22 protein-coding genes are annotated in these 23,603 nt (G+C 60.6%); 13 read left to right on the forward strand and 9 right to left on the reverse strand.

The features are described 5' to 3' along the window. Positions 1-33: 33 nt before the first annotated feature. The 6 genes from P3C18_RS09125 (at position 34) to P3C18_RS09150 (ending at position 8,107) form a co-directional block, all read left to right on the forward strand. Positions 34-693 (forward strand): transglutaminase family protein, encoded by a 660-nt coding sequence (locus P3C18_RS09125; RefSeq protein ID WP_275961485.1) that lies wholly within the window; start codon positions 34-36, stop codon positions 691-693. Between the two features lie 209 nt (positions 694-902). Continuing rightward, positions 903-1,835, forward strand: coding sequence for an ABC transporter ATP-binding protein (locus P3C18_RS09130; protein ID WP_275961486.1), 933 nt, complete (start codon positions 903-905; stop codon positions 1,833-1,835). Positions 1,836-1,846: 11 nt separating this feature from the next. Next, entirely contained in the window at positions 1,847-2,626 is a 780-nt protein-coding gene (locus P3C18_RS09135; protein ID WP_275961615.1) for an ABC transporter permease, read from the forward strand. Positions 2,627-2,716: 90 nt separating this feature from the next. Beyond that, entirely contained in the window at positions 2,717-3,748 is a 1,032-nt protein-coding gene (locus tag P3C18_RS09140) for an efflux RND transporter periplasmic adaptor subunit (RefSeq protein ID WP_346015626.1), read from the forward strand. Beyond that, complete coding sequence (locus P3C18_RS09145) at positions 3,745-6,813, forward strand: efflux RND transporter permease subunit (RefSeq protein WP_275961488.1); 3,069 nt, start codon at positions 3,745-3,747, stop codon at positions 6,811-6,813. Before P3C18_RS09140 ends, P3C18_RS09145 begins: the two co-directional genes overlap by 4 nt. Before the next feature lie 364 nt (positions 6,814-7,177). Further along, positions 7,178-8,107: a transposase gene (locus P3C18_RS09150; protein ID WP_275961489.1), complete on the forward strand. Its 930-nt coding sequence runs from the start codon at positions 7,178-7,180 to the stop codon at positions 8,105-8,107. A 24-nt stretch (positions 8,108-8,131) separates the two neighbouring features. On the opposite strand, the gene P3C18_RS09155 is transcribed toward P3C18_RS09150, so the two are convergent. Then, positions 8,132-9,139 carry an NADP-dependent oxidoreductase gene (locus tag P3C18_RS09155; RefSeq protein ID WP_275961490.1) on the reverse strand — a complete coding sequence of 336 codons (1,008 nt, stop codon included), beginning with the start codon at positions 9,137-9,139 and terminating at the stop codon, positions 8,132-8,134. A 224-nt stretch (positions 9,140-9,363) separates the two neighbouring features. Here P3C18_RS09155 and P3C18_RS09160 point away from each other — a divergent pair, with 224 nt between their 5' ends. Together P3C18_RS09160 and P3C18_RS09165 are read left to right on the forward strand one after the other, a co-directional pair. Beyond that, positions 9,364-10,125: an SDR family oxidoreductase gene (locus P3C18_RS09160; RefSeq protein ID WP_275961491.1), complete on the forward strand. Its 762-nt coding sequence runs from the start codon at positions 9,364-9,366 to the stop codon at positions 10,123-10,125. Between the two features lie 146 nt (positions 10,126-10,271). Beyond that, entirely contained in the window at positions 10,272-11,156 is an 885-nt protein-coding gene (locus P3C18_RS09165) for a bile acid:sodium symporter family protein (RefSeq protein WP_275961492.1), read from the forward strand. A 61-nt stretch (positions 11,157-11,217) separates the two neighbouring features. On the opposite strand, the gene cysB is transcribed toward P3C18_RS09165, so the two are convergent. The 5 genes from cysB to P3C18_RS09190 all read right to left on the reverse strand — a co-directional run bounded on the left by cysB (position 11,218) and on the right by P3C18_RS09190 (position 15,205). Next, positions 11,218-12,192 carry an HTH-type transcriptional regulator CysB gene (cysB, locus tag P3C18_RS09170; RefSeq protein WP_275961493.1) on the reverse strand — a complete coding sequence of 325 codons (975 nt, stop codon included), beginning with the start codon at positions 12,190-12,192 and terminating at the stop codon, positions 11,218-11,220. 113 nt (positions 12,193-12,305) lie between these two features. Continuing rightward, positions 12,306-12,806 carry a universal stress protein gene (locus P3C18_RS09175; RefSeq protein ID WP_257779539.1) on the reverse strand — a complete coding sequence of 167 codons (501 nt, stop codon included), beginning with the start codon at positions 12,804-12,806 and terminating at the stop codon, positions 12,306-12,308. A gap of 150 nt (positions 12,807-12,956) precedes the next feature. Continuing rightward, positions 12,957-13,862 (reverse strand): 5'-nucleotidase, encoded by a 906-nt coding sequence (locus P3C18_RS09180; RefSeq protein ID WP_275961494.1) that lies wholly within the window; start codon positions 13,860-13,862, stop codon positions 12,957-12,959. A 9-nt stretch (positions 13,863-13,871) separates the two neighbouring features. Then, positions 13,872-14,819 (reverse strand): putative 2-dehydropantoate 2-reductase, encoded by a 948-nt coding sequence (locus P3C18_RS09185; RefSeq protein WP_275961495.1) that lies wholly within the window; start codon positions 14,817-14,819, stop codon positions 13,872-13,874. Next, positions 14,819-15,205 carry a thioredoxin gene (locus P3C18_RS09190; RefSeq protein ID WP_275961616.1) on the reverse strand — a complete coding sequence of 129 codons (387 nt, stop codon included), beginning with the start codon at positions 15,203-15,205 and terminating at the stop codon, positions 14,819-14,821. The genes P3C18_RS09185 and P3C18_RS09190 overlap by 1 nt, the downstream gene beginning before the upstream one ends. Between P3C18_RS09190 and P3C18_RS09195 the strand changes: the two genes are divergently transcribed. Further along, positions 15,204-15,623, forward strand: coding sequence for a PilZ domain-containing protein (locus P3C18_RS09195; RefSeq protein WP_275961496.1), 420 nt, complete (start codon positions 15,204-15,206; stop codon positions 15,621-15,623). The genes P3C18_RS09190 and P3C18_RS09195 overlap by 2 nt on opposite strands. A gap of 169 nt (positions 15,624-15,792) precedes the next feature. Beyond that, positions 15,793-16,869 (forward strand): 3-deoxy-7-phosphoheptulonate synthase, encoded by a 1,077-nt coding sequence (locus tag P3C18_RS09200; RefSeq protein WP_167141038.1) that lies wholly within the window; start codon positions 15,793-15,795, stop codon positions 16,867-16,869. A 163-nt stretch (positions 16,870-17,032) separates the two neighbouring features. Here P3C18_RS09200 and P3C18_RS09205 read toward each other — a convergent pair whose 3' ends face one another. The 3 genes from P3C18_RS09205 to P3C18_RS09215 all read right to left on the reverse strand — a co-directional run bounded on the left by P3C18_RS09205 (position 17,033) and on the right by P3C18_RS09215 (position 19,502). After that, the gene (locus P3C18_RS09205) at positions 17,033-18,229 is read right to left on the reverse strand and encodes a benzoate/H(+) symporter BenE family transporter (protein ID WP_275961497.1); all 1,197 of its coding nucleotides are present in this window, start codon (positions 18,227-18,229) and stop codon (positions 17,033-17,035) included. Next, positions 18,229-18,840 (reverse strand): LysE family translocator, encoded by a 612-nt coding sequence (locus tag P3C18_RS09210; protein ID WP_275961498.1) that lies wholly within the window; start codon positions 18,838-18,840, stop codon positions 18,229-18,231. Before P3C18_RS09210 ends, P3C18_RS09205 begins: the two co-directional genes overlap by 1 nt. A 230-nt stretch (positions 18,841-19,070) precedes the next feature. Beyond that, positions 19,071-19,502 (reverse strand): MarR family transcriptional regulator, encoded by a 432-nt coding sequence (locus P3C18_RS09215; RefSeq protein WP_275961499.1) that lies wholly within the window; start codon positions 19,500-19,502, stop codon positions 19,071-19,073. A 111-nt stretch (positions 19,503-19,613) separates the two neighbouring features. Here P3C18_RS09215 and P3C18_RS09220 point away from each other — a divergent pair, with 111 nt between their 5' ends. From P3C18_RS09220 to P3C18_RS09230, 3 genes are all read left to right on the forward strand, one after another. After that, entirely contained in the window at positions 19,614-20,771 is a 1,158-nt protein-coding gene (locus P3C18_RS09220; RefSeq protein ID WP_275961500.1) for a PLP-dependent aminotransferase family protein, read from the forward strand. Between the two features lie 36 nt (positions 20,772-20,807). Then, positions 20,808-21,410 carry a glutathione S-transferase family protein gene (locus P3C18_RS09225; protein ID WP_275961501.1) on the forward strand — a complete coding sequence of 201 codons (603 nt, stop codon included), beginning with the start codon at positions 20,808-20,810 and terminating at the stop codon, positions 21,408-21,410. 114 nt (positions 21,411-21,524) lie between these two features. Next, positions 21,525-23,459, forward strand: a complete 1,935-nt coding sequence (locus P3C18_RS09230; protein ID WP_275961502.1) for a DEAD/DEAH box helicase — start codon at positions 21,525-21,527, stop codon at positions 23,457-23,459. The last annotated feature ends 144 nt before the right edge of the window (positions 23,460-23,603 follow it).

The following is a 23,603-nucleotide window of genomic DNA, read 5'->3' on the forward strand; positions in this document are numbered from 1 at the left end:
TCAGTCATTGGCTTTCAATCATGAGAAACCCTGATGCGTGAATACCTCGAGCCCGGCCGCTTCATCGATAGTGACCACCCAGCGCTGGTGGAGTTCGCAGAAAAGTTTCGCGGGGCCAGTCGCGAGCCGCGTGAGCAGGCCATCAAGCTGTACTACGCGGTGCGCGATGAAATTCGCTACAACCCCTATGTCTTCAGCCGCGACGCCGACACGTTGAAGGCCAGCCACGCATTGCAGGCGGGCGAGAGCTACTGCGTGCCAAAGGCTACTTTGCTCGCCGCCTGCGCCCGCCATTGCGGCATCCCGGCGCGTATCGGCCTGGCCGATGTGCGCAACCATCTGGCCACACCACGGCTGCTGGAGATGCTGCGCAGCGAAGTATTCGCCATGCACGGCTACACCGAGTTGTACCTTGAGGGCCGCTGGGTCAAGGCCACGCCGGCGTTCAACCTGGCGCTGTGCCGGGTATTCAAGGTGGCGCCACTGGAGTTCGATGGCCTGAGCGACAGCGTATTTCACCCGTTCAACCAGCAGGGCGAGCGTTATATGGAATACCTGCACGACCACGGCCAATTTGCCGACGTGCCGGAGCAGCTGTTCTTCGGCCATCTGGCCGCTTGCTACCCGCATCTGTTTGCCGAGGAGGCGCTATCGCTCAGTGGCGACTTCGCCGCCGAGGCCGTGCCCGGCTGATGTATCGACAGGGCTGATAAGCACCATCGGAAACTGCCGGGTTTAATCTGCGCCTGGCGCTGGTAGGCTGCTGCCCAGCCGTGGGGGCGGCAGTTTTGCGCAAAGATACTGTGGTGGCGAGGTTCCAGGCGCTAGACTTGGGCCACTTCGCGCTGCGTGGCGCAGCCCATCTCGAATTTCTTTTTATCTGATCAGGTGTGCGCATTTTTATGAGTACTGCTCTGTCCATTCGCCAGTTGACCAAGACCTATGGCAACGGCTTCCAGGCGCTGCATGGCATCGACCTGGACGTGGCTGAAGGCGATTTCTTCGCCTTGCTCGGCCCCAACGGTGCCGGCAAATCCACCACCATCGGCATTCTTTCCACCCTCGTCACCAAAAGCAGCGGCACGGTAAATGTGTTCGGTCACGACCTGGATAAGCAGCCCTCGGCGCTCAAGCGCTGCCTGGGCGTGGTGCCGCAGGAGTTCAACTTCAACCAGTTCGAGAAAGCCTTCGACATCGTCGTGACCCAGGCCGGTTACTACGGTATCCCAGCGAAAATCGCCAAGGAGCGCGCCGAGCAGTACCTCAACCAGCTCGGCCTGTGGGGCAAGCACAACGTGCCGTCGCGTGAACTGTCCGGCGGCATGAAGCGCCGCCTGATGATTGCCCGCGCCCTGGTGCATCAGCCGCGTTTGTTGATTCTCGATGAGCCGACGGCTGGGGTTGATATCGAACTGCGCCGCTCGATGTGGAGCTTTCTCACCGAGCTGAACGAGCAGGGCATCACCATTATCCTGACCACCCACTACCTGGAAGAGGCCGAACAGCTTTGCCGCAATATCGGCATCATCGACCACGGGCGGATTGTTGAGAACACCAGCATGAAGGATCTGCTGAAGAAGCTGCATGTGGAGACCTTCCTGCTCGACCTCAAGGAGTCGCTGCTGGTTGCGCCGCAACTGATCGGCTACCCAGCGCAATTGCTCGATGGGCACACCCTGGAAGTGCAGGTGGACAAGGCCCAGGGCATTACCGAGCTGTTCCGTCAGCTGGCTCTGCAGAATGTCGAGGTGCTCAGCTTGCGCAATAAAACCAATCGCCTGGAAGAGCTGTTTGTCTCCCTGGTCGAGAAGAACCTGGCGAAGGTGGCGGTATGAGCACGGCTTATCTGAACTCCGAATTCACCGCCAACATGGTGGCGCTGCGCACCATTGTTTACCGCGAGATCCGCCGCTTTACCCGTATCTGGCCGCAGACTCTGCTGCCGCCAGCGATCACCATGGTTCTGTACTTCGTGATCTTCGGCAATCTGATCGGTAGCCAGATTGGCGATATGGGTGGCTTCACTTATATGGAGTACATCGTGCCGGGGCTGATCATGATGTCGGTGATCACCAACTCCTACGGCAACGTGGTATCAAGCTTCTTTGGCAGCAAGTTCCAGCGCTCCATCGAGGAGCTGATGGTCTCGCCGGTGTCGCCGCATATCATCCTCACCGGCTATGTGGTCGGCGGGGTGCTGCGCGGCCTGGCGGTGGGTTTTATCGTCACGCTGCTGTCGTTGTTCTTCACTCACTTGCAGGTGCATCACCTCGGTGTGACGGTGCTGGTGGTGCTGCTGACCGCGACGATTTTCTCCCTTGGCGGTTTTATCAACGCGGTGTATGCGCGCAACTTCGATGATATTTCGATCATCCCGACCTTTGTGCTGACGCCTTTGACCTACCTGGGCGGGGTGTTCTACTCGATCAGCCTGCTGCCGCAGTTCTGGCAGACGGTGTCGCTGGCCAACCCGGTGCTGCATATGGTCAACGCCTTCCGTTATGGCATTCTCGGCGTTTCCGATATCCGCATCGGTGTGGCCATCGGCTTTATGCTGGTTGCCACCGCCGTGCTCTATGGCGTGTGCATTCGTTTGCTGGTCAGTGGCCGGGGCATGCGTCAGTAGCCGGTAACCAACATCGGGAAACATTTTTAACGGCTGATCTGCGCGGCTCGGCCGTTAGACTCAGCCTCTACAAAGAATTAGGGGTTGTATATGTTTGCCCGCGCGCCTGCTCTTCTCGGAACAGTCTTTTTGTTGTGCTCGCTTGTCACTGTGCAAGCGCACGCCAATGAAGGGCCGCTGGTTGAGGTGGTCAAGGCTGAGCGAAGCCTGGTGCGTGACGAGCTGGTGACCTTCGGTTCACTACGCCCCGACGAGTCGGTGATGATCCGCCCGGAAATCGCTGGGCGAGTGGCGCAGCTGCATTTTCGCGAAGGCCAGCGTGTCGAAGCTGGTGCACTGCTGGTCAGCCTGGATGATTCGATCACCCGCGCCGAGTTTGCCCAGGCGCGGGCCAACCTGAACCTGGCAGAAAAGAACTTCGAGCGCGCGCAGATGCTGTTCAAGCGCGGTGCCAGTAACGCTCAAGCGCTGGATGAAGCCAGTGCCGTGCAGCAGGCCTCGCGTGCCAGCCTGGCGTTGTCCCAGGCACGCCTGGACAAGACCCGCATCCTCGCGCCCTACGACGGGGTCTTGGGTTTGCGCGCTGTCAGCCCTGGCGATTACCTCAGCGAAGGTCAGGACATCATCAACCTGGAAGTGCTCGACCCGCTCAAGGTGGATTTCCGCATTCCGCAAAAAGCCGTCAGCCAGATCCGCCTCAAGCAGGTGATTGAAATCAGCCTGGATGCCTATCCGGGCGAGCGCTTCACTGGCGAGATTTTCGCCATCAACCCGCGCCTGGACGAAGCCGGGCGCAGCCAGGCGATTCGCGCGCATATCAGCAACAGCGATGGCCGTTTGAGCCCTGGGCAGTTCGTGCGGGTTTCGGTGATTCTCGCCGAGCGGCCGAATGCTCTGGTGATTCCCGAAGAAGCCATCATGCCGGTGGGCGACAAGCTGCTGGTCAACCTGGTGGTGAATGGCAAGGTCGAGCTGCGTGAGGTCAAGCTGGGCAAGCGCCTGGCTGGCAAGGTCGAGGTACTGGAAGGCCTGCTGGGTGATGAAACCCTGATCAGCTCCGGCTGGCAGAAGGTTCGGGCCGGCGCGCCGGTACGCACCAAGGTGGTGGAGCAAACGCCATGACCCTGTCGGACATCTGCATCCGCCGGCCGGTATTTGCCACCGTACTGTCGCTGATTGTGGTGCTGCTCGGTTTGATGGCCTACGACCGCCTGGCGGTGCGCGAGTACCCGAATATCGATGTGCCGATTGTCACGGTCAACGTCACTTATCCCGGCGCCAGCCCGGAAATCATGGAGTCCCAGGTCGCCCAGCCGATTGAAGATGTGCTGTCGGGCATCGATGGGCTGGATTTCGTCAGCTCCATCAGCCGCTCGGAAAACACCCAGATCACCGCGCAGTTTCGCCTGGGCAGCAACTCCGATGAAGCCGCCAACGATGTGCGCGACCGCCTGGGCCGCGTGCGCGGTTTGCTGCCGGATGAAATCGCCGAGCCCATCGTGCAGAAGGTTGAGGCCGACGCCCAGCCGGTAATCTGGATCGCCTTCTACAGCGAGCGCTACAGCGCCATGGAGATCACCGACGTGCTGGAGCGGGTGATCAAGGATCGCCTGCAGACCATCCCCGGTGTTTCCGAAGTACAGATTCGCGGCGCGCGCACCTTCGCCATGCGAATCTGGCTGGACCCGGAAAAGCTCGCCGCGCACAACCTCACCGTGCAGGACGTGGAAGACGCCCTGCGCCGGCAGAACGTCGAGATTCCTGCCGGGCGCATCGAGTCGCAGCAGCGCGAATTCACCGTGCTCTCGGAAACCGACATGAACACCCCGGAGCAGTTTAATCAGCTGATTCTCGATGACTCGCGCGGTTACCTGCTGCGTCTGGCGGATGTTGGTTATGCCGAAATCGGCGCGAAGGACGAGCGCAGTATCGTCCGTTACAAAGGCCAGCCGGCGGTGTCGATGGGCATGATCAAGCAGGCCACCGCCAACCCGCTGGACATCTCCGATGGCCTAGCGGCAGCCATGCCGGATGTGCGCGAGTTGTTACCCGAAGGCATGCACATGGCGGTGGCCAACGACAACTCGCTGTTTATTCGCGAGTCGATCAATAACGTGTTTGTCACTATCTGGGAAGCGGTGGGGCTGGTCATCCTGATCATCTTTATCTTCCTGCGTTCGCTACGCGCCACCATCATTCCGCTGGTGACCATTCCGGTGTCGCTGATCGGTGCGTTTGCCCTGATGTCGTTGATGGGCTTCACCATCAACACCCTGACCCTGCTGGCCATGGTGCTGGCTATCGGCCTGGTGGTGGACGATGCCATCGTCATGCTGGAGAACATTCACCGGCATATCGAGGAGGGCATGCAGCCGCTGCAGGCGGCGCTCAAGGGCAGCCGCGAGATTGCCTTTGCGGTGATCGCCATGACCCTGACCCTGGCTGCCGTATTTGCGCCCATCGGCTTTATGCAGGGCACCACCGGCAAGCTGTTTACCGAGTTCGCCTGGACCCTGGCCGGCGCGGTGCTGGTGTCGGGTTTTGTTGCCCTGACCCTGACGCCGATGATGTGCGCGCTGTTGCTCAAGCCGCATCAGGCCGGCGAGCGGCACAACCGCCTGTACAACCTGATCGAAGACTTTCTCAACGGGCTGACCTACAGCTACAAGCACCTGCTGGCCAAGGCGCTGAGTGCCTGGGTGCTGGTGGTGGGCGTGCTGTTGCTCACCGTGGTGGCCTGTGTGCTGCTGTTCTCGGGGCTTAAATCCGAGCTGGCGCCGACCGAAGACACCGGCACCATTATCGGCGTGTTCAACGGCCCGGATGGCGCCACGATCAATTACACCGGGCGTTATGCCCGCGAGATCGAGGCCGCCTACGCCAGCATCCCCGAGACCAATCGCTATATGGTCATCGCCGGCTTCCCTACGGTGGCCCAGGGCATTTCCTTTATGAAGCTGGAAGACTGGGCCGACCGTTCGCGCAGCCAGTTCGAGATTCGCAACGAGTTGTTGCCCAAACTGCAGGATATCGCCGGGGTGCGCGCCTTCCCGGTCAACCGGCCGCCGCTCGGGCAGAGTGCGCGTAACCAGCCGGTGAATTTCGTGATTCGCTCGTCCATGGAGTACGCCGAGCTGCAGGTCTATGTCGACGAGTTGCTCAACGCGCTGCGTGATTATCCGGGGCTGGAAAGCCTGGACAGCGACCTCAAACTCAACGCGCCGCAGCTGAAAGTTGCGGTCAATCGCGAGCAGGCCGTGGCGGTGGGCACTGATGTGGCAACCATCGGCCGCAGCCTGGAAAGCCTGTTTGGCAGCCGCCAGGTGACGCGCTTTAAGCAGAACGGCGAGCAGTACGACGTGCTGGTGCAGTTGCAGGGTGTGGACCGTAGCAACCCGCAGGATCTCGACCGCGTTTATGTGCGTGGCCGCGATGAGAGCATGGTGCAGCTGTCCAACCTGATCGAGGTGCGCGAGACCGTGGCGCCGCGCGAGCTTAACCACTTCAACCAGCTGCGCGCGGTAACGGTAAGCGCCAACGTCGGCTCCGGCTACACCCTGGGCGAAGCCCTGGCGCATCTGGAAAATACTGCGCGTACGGTGTTCCCGGCGGAGACCCAGTACGACTACACCGGCACTTCGCGGGACTTCAAGGAGTCCAGCGCCGGCATTGCGCTGATCTTCGCCCTGGCCCTGGCGTTTATCTTCCTGGTGCTGGCAGCGCAGTTCGAGAGCTTTACCGATCCGCTGATCATCCTGTTCAGCGTGCCGCTGTCGATGGCCGGCGCCTTGCTGGCGCTGACGTTGTTCGGCGGTACCCTGAATATCTATTCGCAAATCGGCCTGGTGACGCTGATCGGCCTGATTACCAAGCACGGCATCCTCATCGTCGAGTTCGCCAACGTGCTGTTGCGTCAGGGCCATGAGTTGCGCGGTGCGGTGATTGAGGCGTCGGTACAGCGCCTGCGACCGATTCTGATGACCACCGGGGCGATGGTGCTGGGTTCGCTGCCCTTGGCGATTGCCACTGGGGCAGGGGCGGAAAGCCGCCAGCAGATCGGCATGGTGATTGTCGGCGGCCTGCTGGTCGGCACCTTCTTCACCCTGTTTGTGATCCCGACCCTGTATATGCTGCTGCGCCGCTGGCGGCCGATTAAACAGGACGCGTTAGAGAGTGCTGCGGCGTAGCCCGGATGTAATCCGGGAGCAGTGTGGCAGGCAATAAATCTCCCCGGATTGCATCCGGGCTACAGGCTGATTGACGTAGGGGCGGGCCATGCCCGCGAAATAGCCGGGTCGCGGGCTGAAAACATCGCGGGCATGGACTTGGCGTCCCCGCCGCTTGTGTCTTGCCCCCACGATAAAATTGGGGGTGAGAGCGACGGACAGCAAGCTGAGTGGCCGGTGTGCTTGAAGCACGTGTAGGAGCTCAAGCTGCTGGCCGTCCGCCTCTGGCCTTAAGCCCGAACAGTTGACCGAGGCCCATCTCGAAATGCACAAGCGTGGGCTATGGCCAGAGTGCTCTCCTTATCTAGTGTAGGAGGGTATAGAAATGACTTCATGGGTTGGTGTCGACATTTCCAAAGCCACGCTGAGTATTTCGGTTCGTCCGCAAGGCGCGGCATTTGATACGTCCAACGATGCTGAAGGGCATCAATTGCTGCTGAATTACTTGTCTGCTTGGGCGGTAGAGCGGGTACTGATGGAGGCGACAGGCGGTTACGAGCGCGCTGTTAAAGCTCGACTGCAACGGGCTGGCTACTCAGTGGTTTGCATCAATCCACGACGAGCACGAGCCTTCTCCACTGCGATGGGGAAACTGGCTAAAACAGACCCCATTGATGCAGCTGTTCTGGCGCATCTGGCACAGGTAATTCAAGCCCCCGATAGTCAGGTTTTATCTGAAGAGCAGGAGATATTGCGTGACCTGGTCCAGCGTCGTGAGCAACTAGTCCAGCAGCGCGATGACGAGCGTCGGCGCAAGGCCCAGGCTCACTCGCCCAGGGTGCAGGAAAGCTTGGAAACGTGCATCAAGCACCTCAAGGAACAGATCAAGCTACTCGAGAAAGAAATCGCACAGACGGTGGCCCAGGTCGATGAAACAAAGGCCATGCGATTGCAAAAGGTGACAGGTATCGGCCTGATAACAGCGGCAAGCATGCTGGCCTATTTGCCGGAGCTGGGGCAGCTCAATCGTAAGGGAATCGCCGCGCTGGTAGGAATAGCGCCTTATAACTGCGACAGCGGGCAACAGAAAGGAAAGCGTCGGACGCAAGGAGGTAGAGCTTCCATCCGACGCATTTTGTATATGGCGACGTGGTCAGTTGTGCGTTACCAGGCCGACTTCAATACGCGTTACTTGGCACTGCGCGAGCGAGGCAAGTGTGCAAAGGTTGCATTAGTCGCCTGTATGCGAGTGCTGGTGGTTCGATTGAATGCCATGATCCGCGACGATACCGAGTGGCGACAAACGACTGGTTAAGACAGTTGCTCCTACGAGATCGTGTCAGTCGACCTTAAGCACCAACTTGCCGAAGTTCTCACCGCTAAACAGTTTCAGCAGGGTTTCCGGGAAGGTGGTCAGGCCGCTGACGATATCTTCCTTGGATTTCAGCTTGCCGCTGGCCAGCCAGCCGCCCATCTCCGCAGCCGCTTCGGCGAAGCGTGGGGCGTAGGTCATCACCACCATGCCTTCCATGCGCGCGCTATTGACCAGCAGGTTGAGGTAGTTGGCCGGGCCTTTGACGGCTTGCTTGTTGTTGTACTGGCTGATCGCGCCACAGATGATCACCCGCGCCTTGAAGGCCAGGCGGGTGAGCACAGCATCGAGAATGTCGCCGCCGACGTTGTCGAAATACACGTCCACCCCTTTCGGGCACTCGCGCTTGAGGCCGGCGATCACGTCTTCGTTCTTGTAGTCGATGGCGCCGTCGAAGCCCAGTTCATCGATGAGGAACTTGCACTTGTCCGCGCCACCGGCAATGCCGACCACACGGCAGCCTTTGAGCTTGGCGATCTGCCCGGCAATGCTGCCGACCGCGCCGGCGGCGCCGGATATCACCACGGTTTCACCGGCTTGCGGCGCGCCGACATCAAGCAGGGCGAAGTAGGCGGTCATGCCGGTCATGCCCAGCGCCGACAGATACAGCGGCAGCGGCGCGCGCTTGGGGTCGACCTTGTAGAAGCCCTTGGGCTCACCGAGGAAATAATCCTGCACGCCGAGCGCGCCGTTTACATGGTCGCCCACGGCAAAGTCCGGGTGCTGCGAGGCGATCACTTCACCCACACCGAGTGCGCGCATCACTTCGCCAATGCCAACGGGCGGAATATACGACTTGGCATCGTTCATCCAGCCGCGCATGGCCGGGTCCAGCGACAGGTAGGCGTTCTTCACCAGAATTTGCCCGGGGCCGGGTTCACCGACGCTGTTTTCCACATAGCTGAAAGTCTCGCGGCTGGGCAGGCCGACCGGGCGTTGGGCAAGCAGGAACTGACGATTGAGTGGGGCAGTCATGGCAGGTACTCATTGAGCGGAAAGACTGTTGATAGCCCGTAGTGGCGCCATGGGCAAGATTTGCCCATGGGACGAATGGTTGTTAATCCATTCGAGTGATGGGTGCCCTGGGGTGTTAATCACTCATTTGGATGGGGGCATCACCAGCAGTTTGATAGTGCTGCCTTGGAATCATCGAGCTGATTAGACTCGCGGCAGTTTCTAATCCTTGCGAGGACACGCAGATGAGCTTTAGCTTTTCCGGCCGGGTTGCCTTGGTCACCGGTGGTGCTGCTGGTATTGGTCGTGCCACGGCACTGGCATTCGCCAACGAAGGCCTGCAGGTGGTGGTGTCTGATGTCGATGTGGCGGGCGGCGAGGCGACAGTTGCGCTGATCCGTGACGCCGGTGGCGATGCGCTGTTTGTGCGCTGCGACGTGACCCGCGATGCCGAGGTCAAGGTGCTGATGGAGCGTACGCTGGGCGCATACGGGCGCCTGGACTATGCCTTCAACAACGCCGGTATCGAGATCGAGAAAGGCAAGCTGGCCGAGGGCAGCGAAGGTGAGTTCGACGCCATCATGGGCGTCAACGTCAAAGGCGTGTGGCTGTGCATGAAGCACCAGATTCCGCTGCTGCTGGCTCAAGGCGGTGGTGCCATCGTCAACACCGCGTCGGTGGCCGGCCTGGGTGCGGCGCCGAAGATGAGCATCTATGCCGCGTCCAAGCATGCGGTGATCGGTCTGACCAAATCGGCGGCCGTCGAATACGCGAAGAAGAAAGTGCGGGTCAACGCGGTGTGCCCGGCGGTGATCGACACCGACATGTTCCGCCGCGCCTATGAAGCCGACCCGAAGAAGGGCGAGTTCGCCGCTGCTATGCATCCGGTCGGGCGCATCGGCAAGGTCGAGGAAATCGCCACCGCAGTGCTGTACCTGTGCTGCGATAACGCGGCGTTCACCACCGGCCAGGCGCTGGCGGTAGATGGTGGCGCCACGGCTATCTGATTTCCTTCAGCGATAAAAAAGCGTCCATCTGGGCGCTTTTTTTATACCTCGCCATTTCTTTCACACGATTGGCCACTAAAGTCACTGCAGTGTTCTACGCCGCTGTTCAAGATCGCCTAGCGCTTTGATCAAGGAGTAAGCAAGCCGTGACAGCTGACCCGTTATTGACCCTGTTCCTGCCTATCGCCCTGGGCATCATCATGCTTGGCCTGGGCTTGTCGCTGACCCTGGCGGATTTTGCCCGGGTGGTGAAGTTTCCCAAGCCGGTGCTGATCGGCTTGAGTTGCCAGCTGTTGCTGCTGCCCGTGGTGTGTTTCTTCCTGGCCAAGGCCTTTGGTCTGGCCCCGGCGCTGGCGGTTGGTCTGATGCTGCTGGCAGCTTCACCAGGCGGCACCACGGCCAACCTGTATAGCCACCTGGCCCATGGTGATGTGGCGCTGAATATCACCCTGACGGCGGTCAATTCGGTGATTGCGGTGCTGACCATGCCGCTGATCGTCAACCTGTCGCTGGCCTACTTTATGGAAGGCGATCAGGCCCTGCCGTTGCAGTTCACCAAGGTGGTGCAGGTGTTTGTCATCGTGCTCGGCCCGGTGGCCATTGGCATCTGGATACGCAGCCGTTTCCCCGGGTTTGCGGAGCGGATGGAGAAACCGGTGAAGATCATCTCCGCGCTGTTTCTGCTGATCATCATCATTCTGGCGGTGGTCAAGGATTGGCAGACTTTTGTCGACTACGCACCGCTGGTCGGCGGCGCGGCGCTGGCCTTCAACCTGATTAGCCTGGCGGTGGGCTACTGGGTGCCGCGCCTGTGCAAGCTGAGCCTGCGCCAGTCGATTGCCATTGGCATGGAAATCGGCATCCACAACGGCACCCTGGCGATTGCTCTGGCGCTGAGTCCGATGCTGCTGAATAACGCGACCATGTCGATCCCGGCGGCGATCTACAGCATCATCATGTTCTTTACCGCAGCGGCCTTCGGCTGGTGGGTGAACTTTGCCCATGGCAAAGAATTGAAAGCCACTGAATAGGTATGGCCGAGTATGAAAAAGCCCGTCGCTTGGACGGGCTTTTTCATATCTGCAGGTTGGCTCAGTGCAGCGGCAGTTCAACGCCTTCGAACAGCTCTTCCAGCTCGACCTTGCTGTGGCATTGCACGGCTTTGGCCATCATGTCGCGGGTCAGGTGCGGGGCGAACTTCTCGATAAAGTCGCACATAAAACCGCGCAGGAAGGTGCCGCGACGGAAGCCGATCTTGGTCACGCTGGCTTCGAACAGCTCGCCGGCATCCAGCACCACCAGGTCCGGATCGAGTTTGGGATCAACTGCCATCTTGGCCACGATGCCCACGCCCAGACCCAGGCGTACGTAAGTCTTGATTACGTCGGCGTCGGCGGCGGTAAACACCACTTTCGGCGTCAGGCCACGATGGCTGAAGGCTTCGTCGAGCTTGGAACGGCCGGTAAAGCCGAACACGTAAGTGACGATGGAGTATTCGGCCAGGGCTTCCAGGGTCAGCTTTGGCAGCTTGGTCAGCGGATGGCCCTGGGGCACCACTACGCAGCGGTTCCAGCGGTAGCAGGGCATCATGATCAGGTCGTTGAACAGTTCCAGACCTTCGGTGGCGATGGCGAAGTCCACGGTGCCATCAGCAGCCATTTCGGCAATCTGCATCGGTGTGCCCTGGTGCATATGCAGGGCCACGTCGGGGTATTGCTTGATAAACGCACTGATCACCGGCGGCAGGGCGTAGCGCGCCTGGGTGTGAGTGGTGGCGATGGACAGGGTGCCTTTTTTCTCGTTGGAGAATTCCTGGGCGATCTGCTTGATGCTTTCGACCTTGCGCAGGATTTCCCCGGCGGTATTGATGATGCGCTCGCCAGCCGGGGTGATGCGGGTCAGGTGCTTGCCGCTGCGGGCGAATACTTCAACGCCGAGTTCGTCTTCGAGTAGGCGGATCTGTTTGCTGATGCCGGGCTGCGAGGTGTAGAGGCTTTGTGCCGTGGCAGAAACGTTGAGGTCGTGATGCGCGACTTCCCAGATGTAGCGCAGTTGCTGAAGCTTCATAAAAATCCCTCAAAGCAAAAAGACAGCCGTTCAGGTTACCGGCGTTTTATATAACCATAATGATGATTGAAGCATTAAATCTAGACCAAAAATTAAAAAGTGCTGCGCTTCTTTTAAAGATCACCGCGGCTGCGATGCTGCAGCATCGGCACCAGGTACACCGGCACTTCGGAAAGCTGCACCAGGCGCGATGCGGTGCGCCCCAGCGGAATGTCCATATCCGTGCCGTGGCTGTGGCTACCTAGGACCAGTAAATCCACGCCGAGTTGCTGCGCTTCATCGAGTATCACCAGCGGTGGATCGCCCTGTACCACGCGCACCGCCTTGATCAGGTCGAGATCATGCAGGGCTTCGCCGATCTCATCGCGAAAGCCCTCCAGCACCCGTTGCTCGATACTCGCCATCACCGTGCTCAGACCGTTGCTGCGCAAATCCTTGAGGCGTTCTTCGTCCAGGTAGGTCTGCAGCACCGACTCGGCAAACAGGCCCATGGGTTCTACGGCATGCACCACATACAGGCTGGCATTGAAGGAGCGGGTCAGGGCCAGGGCGTGTTGCAGGATGTAGGGGGCGTATAGGCCTAGATCAGTGGCATAGAGAATCGAGCGAATCATGCGGCCTCCTTGACTGCCTGACTGGCGGGCCTGATCTGAGCTTAGCAGCGCCATCGACAAGTCAAAGAAAGCCGGGGTTTTGAGGACGAATGGTTATATACGAGGGAAAGGGTTGAGCGGCGAGGGCGTTTGCTCGCCCTCGCGTGGGGACTAGAGCTGCGGTTCGTTGCTGATGCCGTGTGGCACATGGCCGGTGGGTACGACCTTGTTGGCTTTTTCGCAGTGGCCGGTCTGGTCGTCGAAAAATACGTCGGCGCCGAAGGTTTCCAGAATCGCGGCTTTTTCCAGGCCGCCGAGGAAGAAGGATTCATCCAGACGGATATTCCACTCGCGCAGCGTGCGAATCACTCGCTCATGGGCCGGGGCCGAGCGAGCGGTAACCAGCGCCGTGCGAATTGGGCACTGCTCTTCGGGGAACTCCTGCTGCAGGCGGTGCAGGGCGGCGAGGAACGGCTTGAACGGACCGCCGCCGAGCAGCTCACGGGCGGACTGGCGCTCGTGACTCTGGAAGGCTTCCAGCCCGGCCTGCTGATAGACCCGCTCGGACTCATCGGAAAACAGCACGGCATCGCCGTCGAAGGCGATGCGCAGCTCGTTACTTGCCGCTCGCCGAGCGCCGCCCGAGAGAATGGTCGCCGCACCGAAGCCGGCCCGCAGCGCGCTGCGCACATCTTCGGCGTGGGTGGAGAGAAACAGATGGCAGCCGAATGCGGCCAGATAAGGGTCGGGGCTGCGCCCGCCGACAAAAGCCGCGCGGGAGATACCCAGGCCGTAGTGCTGGATTGAATTGAACGCGCGCAGGCCAGTGTCGGCGCTGTTGCGCGAGACCAGAATCACCTCGACGCGCTGCTGCTGGAGGGCCGTGTTCAGCGCCAGCAGCTTCTCGACCAGCGGAAAGGCATCCCCTGGCGGGAGGATCTCGTCCTCATGCTCAATCTGGTATTGGCGATAGGCCTCGACGCCCTGGCTTTCATAAATCTGATGGCTGTCGCGCAGGTCGAACAGCGCCCGTGAGGAGATTGCCAGTACCAGTTTGTCGCCTAATCCCTTGCTCATGGCTGTGTCCTATTGCGCGCGTTGTTCGAGGAACTGCAGGGTCTGATAAAGCATCTCGGTGCGCGGCATGGCGCAGCCAGCCTGGGCTGCAGCGGCCAACGGCGCGGCATAGATGGCGTGCAGTTCCAGCGGGCGCTGCAGGGCAAAGTCGTGGTACATGCTCGGCAGGTAATCCGGCATGCGGTCGGTGGCGCTTAGCAGCTTGCCGGCAAACCCGGCAGGTAGCTGATAGCCGCAGGCGCCAGCGGCATCCACCACTTCCTGCATGATTGCTTCGATCAGCGCACGGCTGTCGGCATTGCCCATCAGCGTCGTGGTGGCGCTATTCAGCAGCACGGCCAGGCCGTTGTAGGGCACGTTCCACACCAGCTTCTGCCAGCGCGCCTGGTTCAGTTCGGCCATTGCGGTGGAGTCCAGCCCCGCAGCCTGAAACAGCGCGCTGCCTTGTTCGAGGATCTGCTGACGGCTAGCGGCATCGCTCGCCGGACCTGAGTGATAACCCAGATTGACGCTGCCCAGCGCCTGGTGCTCGACCACCCCCGGCGCACTGCGATGGGCGCAGATATAGCAAAGGCCGCCCAGCAGGTGCAGCGAGTCCGGCAGCAGCGGGCGCAGCTCATCTTCTACGGCAAGGCCGTTCTGCATCAGCACCACCTTGGCGCCGGGCGCAGCGGCCTGGCTGATCAGCGGGGCGAGTTCGGCGTTGCTGGTGGTCTTGGCGCCGATCAGCAGCCAGTCGCATGGCGGCATATCGGCAACCGACTGGTAGGCCTGCACCGGTTGCAGGTGCAGATTGCCGTGCAGCGCACTGTTGACCTGCAGGCCCTGGCTGGTGACAGCGGCGAATTCGCTGCGCAGCAGAAAGTGCACATCAAAGCCGGCGCGGGCCAGCATCAGGCCATAAAAGCCGCCAATTGCGCCGGAGCCGATAATGCCGATACGCGGTGCTGCATTCATCAGGGTAATTCCTCTGCGGGGCGCGACAGGGCAGTGTCCAGCGCCTTAGTAAGTTCGGCAGTTTGCAGGCGGCTCTGCAAAGCGCCATAAAAATGACCATCGCGTATCACGAATAACGCGGGTAGATGAAATACCTCATAACGCGTCACTAAACCGCCACTATTGGCCGCGTCGACCCAGGCCAGGCGCTGTATCGGCAGGGGCAAATTAGGCAGCTCATGCCGCGCCCAACGGCAACTGGCACAGCCTATGCTGGTAAATATCAGCAGTGAAGTGCCAGGCAAGTCGAGTAGATGGCGATCTGCATCTAAATCGGTCAGTTCCAGTTCAGTCACTATACTGGCCAATGTGGTATCAAATTGATGGCATCCGAGGTAGTCATAGATGCGTCACTTTCTGCGTCATCCCAGTGATATGCCGGTTGAATTAGTGCTGCGCAAACAGGCATTTGTACCCAAAGAGCGGCTCAACAATATCAGCCTCGGCGGCGTGGCTTGCAACTCCAACCGCGCTTTTCGCCGTGGTACGGCCATCGAACTGCGTATTCCGCTGTTCGGCGAGCATGCGCGCTATCCGGGGCTGGTGGCCTGGTGCCGCAAGCAGGAGGGCAAATACCTGGTGGGTATCGCCTTTGTCGATGAGGACACGTTGTTTCGCGCGCGCATGGTCGAGCAGGTCTGCCAGATCGAGCATTATCGCCATCAGCGCGAGCAGGAACTGGGCTGCAGCCTGCCGGTCGAGGTGGTGGCGCAGGAGTGGATCAGCCAGCATGCCGCCGAGTTCTCCCGCGCCAGCCTGAATTAGTCGAATCCTCCCATCGGCGCCGCTTAAGCCGCCAAGCCCATTGTCGAGCCAGGCCTTTACGCGCTAAGGTTCGGCTTCCCCGCTGTGCTCATATTGCTGTGCTCCGCCACACGGGGATCGCTGGCGGCCGGCACCCGTGACCTGATGACTCTGACTGATGAATAGCACGATGGCTGATTTACCGATTGATGACCTGAACGTTGCCTCCAACGAGACTCTGATAACCCCCGCACAGCTCAAGCGTGAAATTCCGCTGACCGATGCTGCGTTGCGCACGGTTGCCAGCGGTCGTGAGGTAATCCGCAATATTCTCGATGGCAAGGATCATCGCCTGTTCGTGGTGGTCGGGCCGTGCTCGATCCACGATATCAAGGCCGCCCACGAGTATGCCGAGCGCCTCAAGGCGCTGGCTGCCGAGGTCTCGGACAGTCTGTATCTGGTTATGCGCGTGTATTTCGAGAAGCCGCGTACTACCGTCGGCTGGAAAGGCCTGATCAACGATCCGTTTATGGACGACTCGTTCAAGATTCAGGATGGCCTGCATATCGGTCGCCAGTTGCTGCGTGACCTGGCTGAAATGGGCCTGCCGACTGCCACTGAAGCCCTTGACCCGATCTCCCCGCAGTACCTGCAGGACCTGATCAGTTGGTCGGCCATCGGCGCGCGCACCACCGAATCGCAGACCCACCGCGAGATGGCCTCCGGCCTGTCTTCGTCGGTGGGCTTCAAGAACGGCACCGATGGCGGCCTGACCGTGGCGATCAACGCCCTGCAGTCGGTCTCCAGCCCGCACCGTTTCCTCGGCATCAACCAGGAAGGTGGCGTGTCCATCGTCACCACCAAAGGCAATGCCTACGGTCACGTGGTGCTGCGTGGTGGCAACGGCAAGCCGAACTACGACTCGGTGAGTGTTGCCGTTTGTGAGCAGGAACTGACCAAAGCCGGCATACGCCCGAACATCATGGTCGATTGCAGCCACGCCAACTCCAACAAGGACCCGGCTCTGCAACCGCTGGTAATGGACAATGTGGCCAACCAGATTCTGGAAGGCAACCAGTCGATCGTCGGCCTGATGGTGGAAAGTCACCTGGGCTGGGGCAACCAGTCGATTCCCAAGGACCTCAGCCAGCTCAAGTACGGCGTGTCCATCACCGATGCCTGCATCGACTGGGAAAGCACCGAGAAAACCCTGCGCGGTATGCACGCCAAGCTCAAGGATGTGCTGCCGAAGCGTCAACGCGGCTGATTGCACCGGCTGTAACAAAAACGGGCTTATGCGTTATGCATAAGCCCGTTTTTTATTGGGGACGACCTGCCGATATGTAGGAGGCGCTTTAGCGGCGAGCTTTTATCGCTGTTGTCGCGGCTAAAGCCCCCCACGTAGCTTCGAGTCCAGCAATACCCGTCAATCAAGCGTCGCGCTTGCCCCAGTTAAGAGTCGCCAAGGTCAGCAGGCCCGCGACAATCCCCCAGAACGCCGAGCCCACCGAGAACAGTGTCATGCCTGAGGCGGTCACCAGAAAGGTGATCAGCGCCGCTTCGCGTTCTTTCGGCTCGCTCATGGCCTGGGTCAGTCCGCCGATGATTGAGGCGAATAGCGCCAGTGCAGCGATGGACAGGATCAATGCCTTGGGCAGAGCGGCAAACAGCGCGGCCAGGGTGGCGCCGAAGATACCGGCAATGCCGTAGAACACCCCGCACCAGATGGCTGCGGTGTAGCGTTTCTTAGGGTCTTCGTGGGCTTCCGGGCCCGCGCATATGGCGGCGCTGATGGCCGCCATATGTATACCGTGGCTGCCGAAGGGGGCTAGCAGCATGGATGTCAGCCCGGTCGTAGTCAGCAGCGGGCTGGCCGGCACGTCATAACCATTGGCGCGCAGCACGGTCATGCCTGGCAGATTTTGCGAGGCCATGGCAACGATAAACAGCGGAATGCCGATGCTGATGGCCGCCGCCAGGGAGAAGCTCGGCGTAGTCCATTCCGGCACCGCCAGTTGCAGCTCGAAGTGCTCGAAATTGAGCAGGCCGAAGATCCCGGCCAGCACGCTACCGACGATCAACGCTGCCAACACCGCGTAGCGCGGCAGCAGGCGTTTGCCCAGCAGGTAGGCGACCAGCATGGCCACCACCAGCAGCGGCTGCTGCTCGGCGGCCACGCAGATTTCCAGGCCGATCTTGAACAGCACGCCGGCCAGCAGCGCGGCGGCGATGGAGGCGGGGATACGGCGCATCAGGCTGTCAAAGGTGCCCGTCAGGCCGATCAGCACAATCAGCCCGGAGGCGAAGATATAGGCGCCAATCGCCTCGCTATAGGGCACGCCGGGCAGGCTGGTGATCAGCAGGGCTGCGCCGGGGGTGGACCAGGCGATCATGATTGGCGCGCGATAGCGCAGCGACAGGCCGATGCAGCAGAGCGCCATGCCAATCGACAATGCCCAGATCCACGAGGAAATCTGCCCGTTAGTCAGCCCGGCGGCCTGGCCGGCCTGGAACATCAGCACCAGCGAGCTGGTGTAGCCGGTGAGCATGGCAATAAACCCGGCGACTACCGCCGAGGTCGAGGTGTCGGCCAGCGGCCGTAGGCGGGCTTGCGGCAGGTCGTGCATCAGAGCAATCCAGTGTCGGCGAAGATGGGGTACAGCGAGGCTACCAGCAGCAGGGCCATACCGATATTAAACACGCGCAAGGCCCGCGCGTTACTCAGCCAGTTGCGCAGTAGGCTGCCGGCGACTGTCCACAGGCCGACGCTGGGGCAATTGACCAGGGCGAACAGCGCGGCGATCAGCAGCACATTGACCACGAAGTTCTCTTGCGGTGTATAGGTGGTGATGGCTCCGATGGCCATGATCCAGGCCTTCGGGTTGACCCACTGAAAGGCTGCGGCCTGGAGAAAGCTAAACGGCTTGCCGGCGGCGTTGTTCTGGCTGTCCGGTGCACCGGAGTTGGCGATTTTCCAGGCCAGGTACAACAGGTAGGCTGCGCCCAGATAGCGCAGCACGCTGTAGAGCAGTGGCACTTGCTCGAACAACTGGCCAAGGCCAAGGCCGACCGAGGCCACCAGCAACATAAAGCCCAGGCTGATGCCGAACATATGAGGCAGGCTGCGGCGCAGGCCGAAGTTAACTCCGCTGGCGAGCAGCATCATATTATTCGGGCCCGGTGTTACCGAGGTGACAAAGGCGAAGGCGATAAAGGCGAGCAGCAGTTCGGTGGTCATGGCGCAGCACTCAGGGGCAGTGCTGATCAGCCTAGGGGCAGATGGGCAGGCCGTCGCGGTACAGCGAGGCGGGCATTGGGCGTAACAGTTTTAAAGTGTTTTTGGATAATACCGGTACAGTTTTGCCGGTGCAGCAGTACAGTCCGTAGCCCGGATGCAATCCGGGACCGCTCAAGCGGCCCGACATGCGCCCCGGATTGCATCCGGGCTACCCTGGGCTAGGCGTGTTTTTAGCGCCCCGCCAACGCCTGGTTGACCTTGAGCCAGCCCTGCACTGCGTCGTCACCCACTTCGCCGAAGGTCCGCTGTAGCAACCTGGCCTGTTCGCGGCGCAGTGCCTGCTCCAGCTTGGCACCTTCGGCGGTAAAGCCGAGCAGACGTTTGCGTTTGTCGTCTTCGGCGGTAAGGCTCTGTACCAGATCCATTTCCAGCAGCTGACGCAGTGGAGTGTTCAGCGCCTGCTTGCTCACATCCAGATAGCCCAACAGCTCTTTTATGCTTAGGCCTGGGTACTTGGCGATAAAGAACAAAATACGGTGATGCACCCGCGACAGGCCCCGGCGCGCCAGCATCTCATCGGCTTTGGCGGTAAACGCCTGGTAGCCGAAGAAGAAGGCTTCCATGGCCGTCTGCTGAGTGGTTGTGCTCTTGAGGTCAAGCATTAAGGTCAAGCCTATTGACGTATTCGGGTTGATCGTCGTAGTTTCAGGCAAACATAATTTCGGTCAAACAGTTTGACCTATTTTTATTTGCCTTTGCTACCGGTGATATCCATGGCCTTCTCCGAACGTGTTGCCCGCCTGAAAAGCTCTCTGATCCGTGAAATTCTCGCCGCGGCGCAGCGTCCGGAAGTGATGTCGTTTGCCGGCGGCCTGCCTGCCGAACCAATGTTGCCGAAGGTCGAGTGGGCTGACATGCCGGCCAGCATGGGCCAGTACGGCATGAGTGAAGGTGAGCCGGCGTTGCGCGAAGCCATCGCCGCCGAAGCCCGTGCCCTCGGCGTGCCCTGCGATGCCAGCCAGGTGCTGATCGTCAGCGGCTCGCAGCAGACCCTGGATCTGGCCAGCAAGCTGTTTATCGACCCGGGTACCGAAGTGCTGCTCGAAGCGCCGACCTACCTGGCTGCGCTGCAGGCCTTCCAGCTATTCGGTGCCGATTGCATTGCTGTGCCGCAAGAAGCCGATGGCCCGCAGATCGATGCTCTGCGTCAGCGCTTGGAAAACCACAAACCGGCCTTCGCCTACCTGATCCCGACCTTTCAGAACCCTTCGGCGGTGCGCTACAGCGAAGCCAAGCGCGACGCGGTGGCGGCGCTGCTGGATGAGTTCGGCGTGACCCTGATCGAAGACGAACCCTACCGTGAGCTGGTGTTCGACGAAGGTAGTGCCACGCCGATTGTCAGCCGTCTGCAAAAGGCCAGCTGGATCTACACCGGCACCGTGTCGAAAACCCTGCTGCCAGGCCTGCGCGTTGGCTATCTGATTGCCACCCCGGATTTGTTCCCCTATTTGCTGCGCCTCAAGCAGTCGGCGGACTTGCACACCAACCGCATCGGCCAGTGGCAGGCGCTGCAGTGGCTGGGCAGCGAGAAATACCGCGGCCACCTGGCCGAGTTGCGCGACTTCTACCGCATTCGCCGTGATGCCATGCAGGCGGTGCTGGAAGAGCATTTCAGCGACCTGGCCGACTGGCAGATTCCTCAGGGCGGGCTGTTCTTCTGGCTGACCCTCAAGCAGCCGCTGGACACTCGCACGCTGCTGGCTCCGGCGCTGGCGCAGAACGTGGCGTTTATGCCGGGCGAGCCGTTCTTTATCGACCCGGACGCTCATCCGGGCCATTTGCGACTTAACTTCAGCCACGTCGCACCGGAGCGTTTGAGCGAAGGCCTCAAACGCCTGGCCGAGGTGATTCGTCAGGCGCAAGCGAGCTAGCTGAGCGGTTTCAGAAATATTCGGGAGGAGGGCGATATGTACAAGGTTTATGGCGATTACCGCTCGGGCAACTGCTACAAGATCAAGCTGATGCTGCACCTGCTAGATCAGCCTTATGAGTGGATACCGATTGATATCCTCAAGGGCGAGACCCAGAGCGACGCCTTCCTGGCCAAGAACCCCAACGGCAAGATCCCGGTGCTGGAGCTGGACGACGGCACCTGTCTGTGGGAGTCCAATGCCATTCTCAACTTCCTCGCCGATGGCAGCGCGTTTCTGCCAACCGAACCGCGCCTGCGTACCCAGGTGCTGCAGTGGCAATTCTTCGAGCAATACAGCCACGAGCCCTATGTCGCGGTGGCGCGCTTTATCCAGCTGTACCAGGGTCTGCCCGAAGCGCGTCGCAACGAGTACGAAGAGTGCCATGTGCGCGGTCACAAGGCACTCAAGGTGATGGAGAAGCAGCTGCAGCGCACGCCCTATCTGGTTGGCGAGAATTTCTCGATTGCCGATATCGCGCTGTATGCCTACACCCATGTGGCGGACGAAGGCGGCTTTGATCTGACCCCCTATCCGGCCATCCGCACCTGGCTGGCGCGGGTTGCCAGTCATCCGCGTTATATCGGCATGCTCGACTGATAGCTGCCAGATGAGCAGAGCGGTGAGAGGCGCTGCGCTTTCTCACTGCTCAGTCGCCAGCTCGCCGTAAAAAGCACTTATCATTCAACGATCTATCTTCTGCCTGGGTCGCGAATGCCAACTGCTGTTCAGCGCTACAAGCGGCTCTTCTCCGCTGCTCTGGCGCGTTACTTCCCCCATACCACAGCCTATCTGCGCGCCGAGCGTGAAGCGGCGGTGCAGCTAAACAAGCCTGCACCACGGGCGAAAAAAACGCCTGCCAAGGGTCGATCTGCTAGCGCGAAGTCGCCGGCTAAACCACGCCGCGCTGCGAGTAAACCAAGCACTCAAGGTATTTACGGGCCGGCCATGCTGGCGGTCGATACCACGCACAGCCAGGCCATGCGCGAGCAGGTGGCGCGGGCAGTGACAGCTGGGTTGCTTAGCGCGCCATCGGATGAGCAGTGGGCGATGATTCTCAGCCATCATCCGCTGACGCGCATCTTCGCGGGTGCCGGTTCGGGCAAGTCCACCACGCTGGTGCTGCGTGTGGCATTTATGTTCTGCCATCTGGGCATCAAGCCCGAGCAACTGACAGTGATTTCCTTTACCAATGCCTCCTGCGCCGAGCTGCGTGAACAGCTGTGTAAGGTGCTGGGGTTTTTCAACTACCCCTTTGATGCCGCTCAGGCGCGCCAGTGCGTGCGCACCTTCCACTCGGCTATGGGCAGCGTGGCCAAGAGCCTGCTGGATAACCCGCGCTGGTTCGAACAGCTGGATGACCCACAGGCGGCGAGCCGCGAGTTAGATCACCCGCTAAGTGCCGGCCGCCTGCGACCTGCCCAGCAGCGTCTGCTCAAACAGGCCTATCAGCAGTGCTATGCCGAGCAGCCGGCGTTTCGGCAAAAGGTGCACAGCCTGCTGCAGTTGCCGCCGCCAGCCGATACGGGTAAGCGCCTGCCCAAGGCGCCGTTGGATGCCTACAAGCTGGCAGGCGAATTCAGCGCTGCACCGCTGTATGAGACGTTCTACGCCCAGGCCGGTTTTGCCGAGAGCATCGGCATTGATGTGTCGGCTATGCAGCCGCAGAACCTCGACACTGCGGCGCCCGTGCGTGAGTTCCTTGAGGCATTGCTGCTGTTCTGGCCCTGTTTCCAGCGTTGCCTGCAGGCGCAGGGTCTGCTGACCTTCAATGCCGCCTTTGCCCAGCTGACCGCACGGTTGAATGCCGGCGAGCAGAGTGTTGCGCCACAGCTGCTGGCGCCGTTCAGCCATCTGCTGATCGACGAATTTCAGGACATCTCACCGCAGATCGTCCAGTGGCTGCAGGCCGTGCAGCGTACGCTGGCCAGGCAGGGCACAGCGGTCAGCCTGATGGCCATCGGCGATGACTGGCAGTCGATCTACGGCTGGCGCGGAAGTTCGCCGGAGCTGTTTATCGATTTCGACCGGCACTTTCCCGGTAAAGGCAAAGCCAAGCGCAGCGCCGTGCTGACCCTGGCCAACAACTACCGCTCGATTGAGCCGATTATCCGTGATGCCGAAGCGCTGCTCGGCGGCGTGCAGCACAAGCAGGCAAAGGCCAGTCAGGCGATCAAACCTACGCAACCGGGCGGGCATGGCGTGCGGTTGATCCAGCGTTTCGACAGCAAGGCGCGTTTGCCGGAGCTGCTCAAGCAGATCAGCGAGCAATGCGCCTACGCGGCCGAACGCAACAGCCGTGAGCGCAATGCGGTGCTGCTGCTCAGCCGGCGCAACGAGCCGCTGCAGGCCATCACCGCGCAGTTGGACAAGAAACTGCCAGTCAAGGCCTACACCATCCACCGCGCCAAGGGCCTTCAGGCCGAAGTAGCGATCATTCTCGACGACTGCCTGCCGCCCGAGCCGCACCCGCTGCGCAATGCGCTGTACGCCTACTCGGGTTTTTTCAGCAACAGCTACGACCAGGCCATGCAGGATGAAAGCCTGCGCCTGGCCTACGTGGCCATCACCCGCGGGGTTAGCCGGGTGTTCTGGTACTGCCAGAAAGCCCAGGGTGCAACGCGCATCCTGGCGGGGCGGGGCAAGTAGAAGTTCCCGCCGGCGTCAGCGCTGCGATGTCGTTGGCAGATTGGCTAAATCACTTTTGCTTATTCACCCAGGCGGGATCGCTGCACTTGTCGGCCAAAGCCGCACGGGGGCTGCAGGTTCGCTGCGGATGGCTGCAAATCCCAC

It is taken from the genome of Pseudomonas sp. 1928-m, assembly GCF_029269135.1.
Lineage (GTDB): Bacteria > Pseudomonadota > Gammaproteobacteria > Pseudomonadales > Pseudomonadaceae > Aquipseudomonas.

Bases quoted from the DNA above. Each gene is read 5' to 3' on its own strand.
- P3C18_RS09125 (WP_275961485.1), top strand. From the start codon at position 34: ATGCGTGAATACCTCGAGCCCGGCCGCTTCATCGATAGTGACCACCCA.
- P3C18_RS09130 (WP_275961486.1), top strand. From the start codon at position 903: ATGAGTACTGCTCTGTCCATTCGCCAGTTGACCAAGACCTATGGCAAC.
- P3C18_RS09140 (WP_346015626.1), top strand. From the start codon at position 2,717: ATGTTTGCCCGCGCGCCTGCTCTTCTCGGAACAGTCTTTTTGTTGTGC.
- P3C18_RS09145 (WP_275961488.1), top strand. From the start codon at position 3,745: ATGACCCTGTCGGACATCTGCATCCGCCGGCCGGTATTTGCCACCGTA.
- P3C18_RS09150 (WP_275961489.1), top strand. From the start codon at position 7,178: ATGACTTCATGGGTTGGTGTCGACATTTCCAAAGCCACGCTGAGTATT.
- P3C18_RS09155 (WP_275961490.1), bottom strand. From the start codon at position 9,139: ATGACTGCCCCACTCAATCGTCAGTTCCTGCTTGCCCAACGCCCGGTC.
- P3C18_RS09160 (WP_275961491.1), top strand. From the start codon at position 9,364: ATGAGCTTTAGCTTTTCCGGCCGGGTTGCCTTGGTCACCGGTGGTGCT.
- cysB (WP_275961493.1), bottom strand. From the start codon at position 12,192: ATGAAGCTTCAGCAACTGCGCTACATCTGGGAAGTCGCGCATCACGAC.
- P3C18_RS09175 (WP_257779539.1), bottom strand. From the start codon at position 12,806: ATGATTCGCTCGATTCTCTATGCCACTGATCTAGGCCTATACGCCCCC.
- P3C18_RS09180 (WP_275961494.1), bottom strand. From the start codon at position 13,862: ATGAGCAAGGGATTAGGCGACAAACTGGTACTGGCAATCTCCTCACGG.
- P3C18_RS09185 (WP_275961495.1), bottom strand. From the start codon at position 14,819: ATGAATGCAGCACCGCGTATCGGCATTATCGGCTCCGGCGCAATTGGC.
- P3C18_RS09195 (WP_275961496.1), top strand. From the start codon at position 15,204: ATGCGTCACTTTCTGCGTCATCCCAGTGATATGCCGGTTGAATTAGTG.
- P3C18_RS09200 (WP_167141038.1), top strand. From the start codon at position 15,793: ATGGCTGATTTACCGATTGATGACCTGAACGTTGCCTCCAACGAGACT.
- P3C18_RS09205 (WP_275961497.1), bottom strand. From the start codon at position 18,229: ATGCACGACCTGCCGCAAGCCCGCCTACGGCCGCTGGCCGACACCTCG.
- P3C18_RS09210 (WP_275961498.1), bottom strand. From the start codon at position 18,840: ATGACCACCGAACTGCTGCTCGCCTTTATCGCCTTCGCCTTTGTCACC.
- P3C18_RS09215 (WP_275961499.1), bottom strand. From the start codon at position 19,502: ATGCTTGACCTCAAGAGCACAACCACTCAGCAGACGGCCATGGAAGCC.
- P3C18_RS09220 (WP_275961500.1), top strand. From the start codon at position 19,614: ATGGCCTTCTCCGAACGTGTTGCCCGCCTGAAAAGCTCTCTGATCCGT.
- P3C18_RS09225 (WP_275961501.1), top strand. From the start codon at position 20,808: ATGTACAAGGTTTATGGCGATTACCGCTCGGGCAACTGCTACAAGATC.
- P3C18_RS09230 (WP_275961502.1), top strand. From the start codon at position 21,525: ATGCCAACTGCTGTTCAGCGCTACAAGCGGCTCTTCTCCGCTGCTCTG.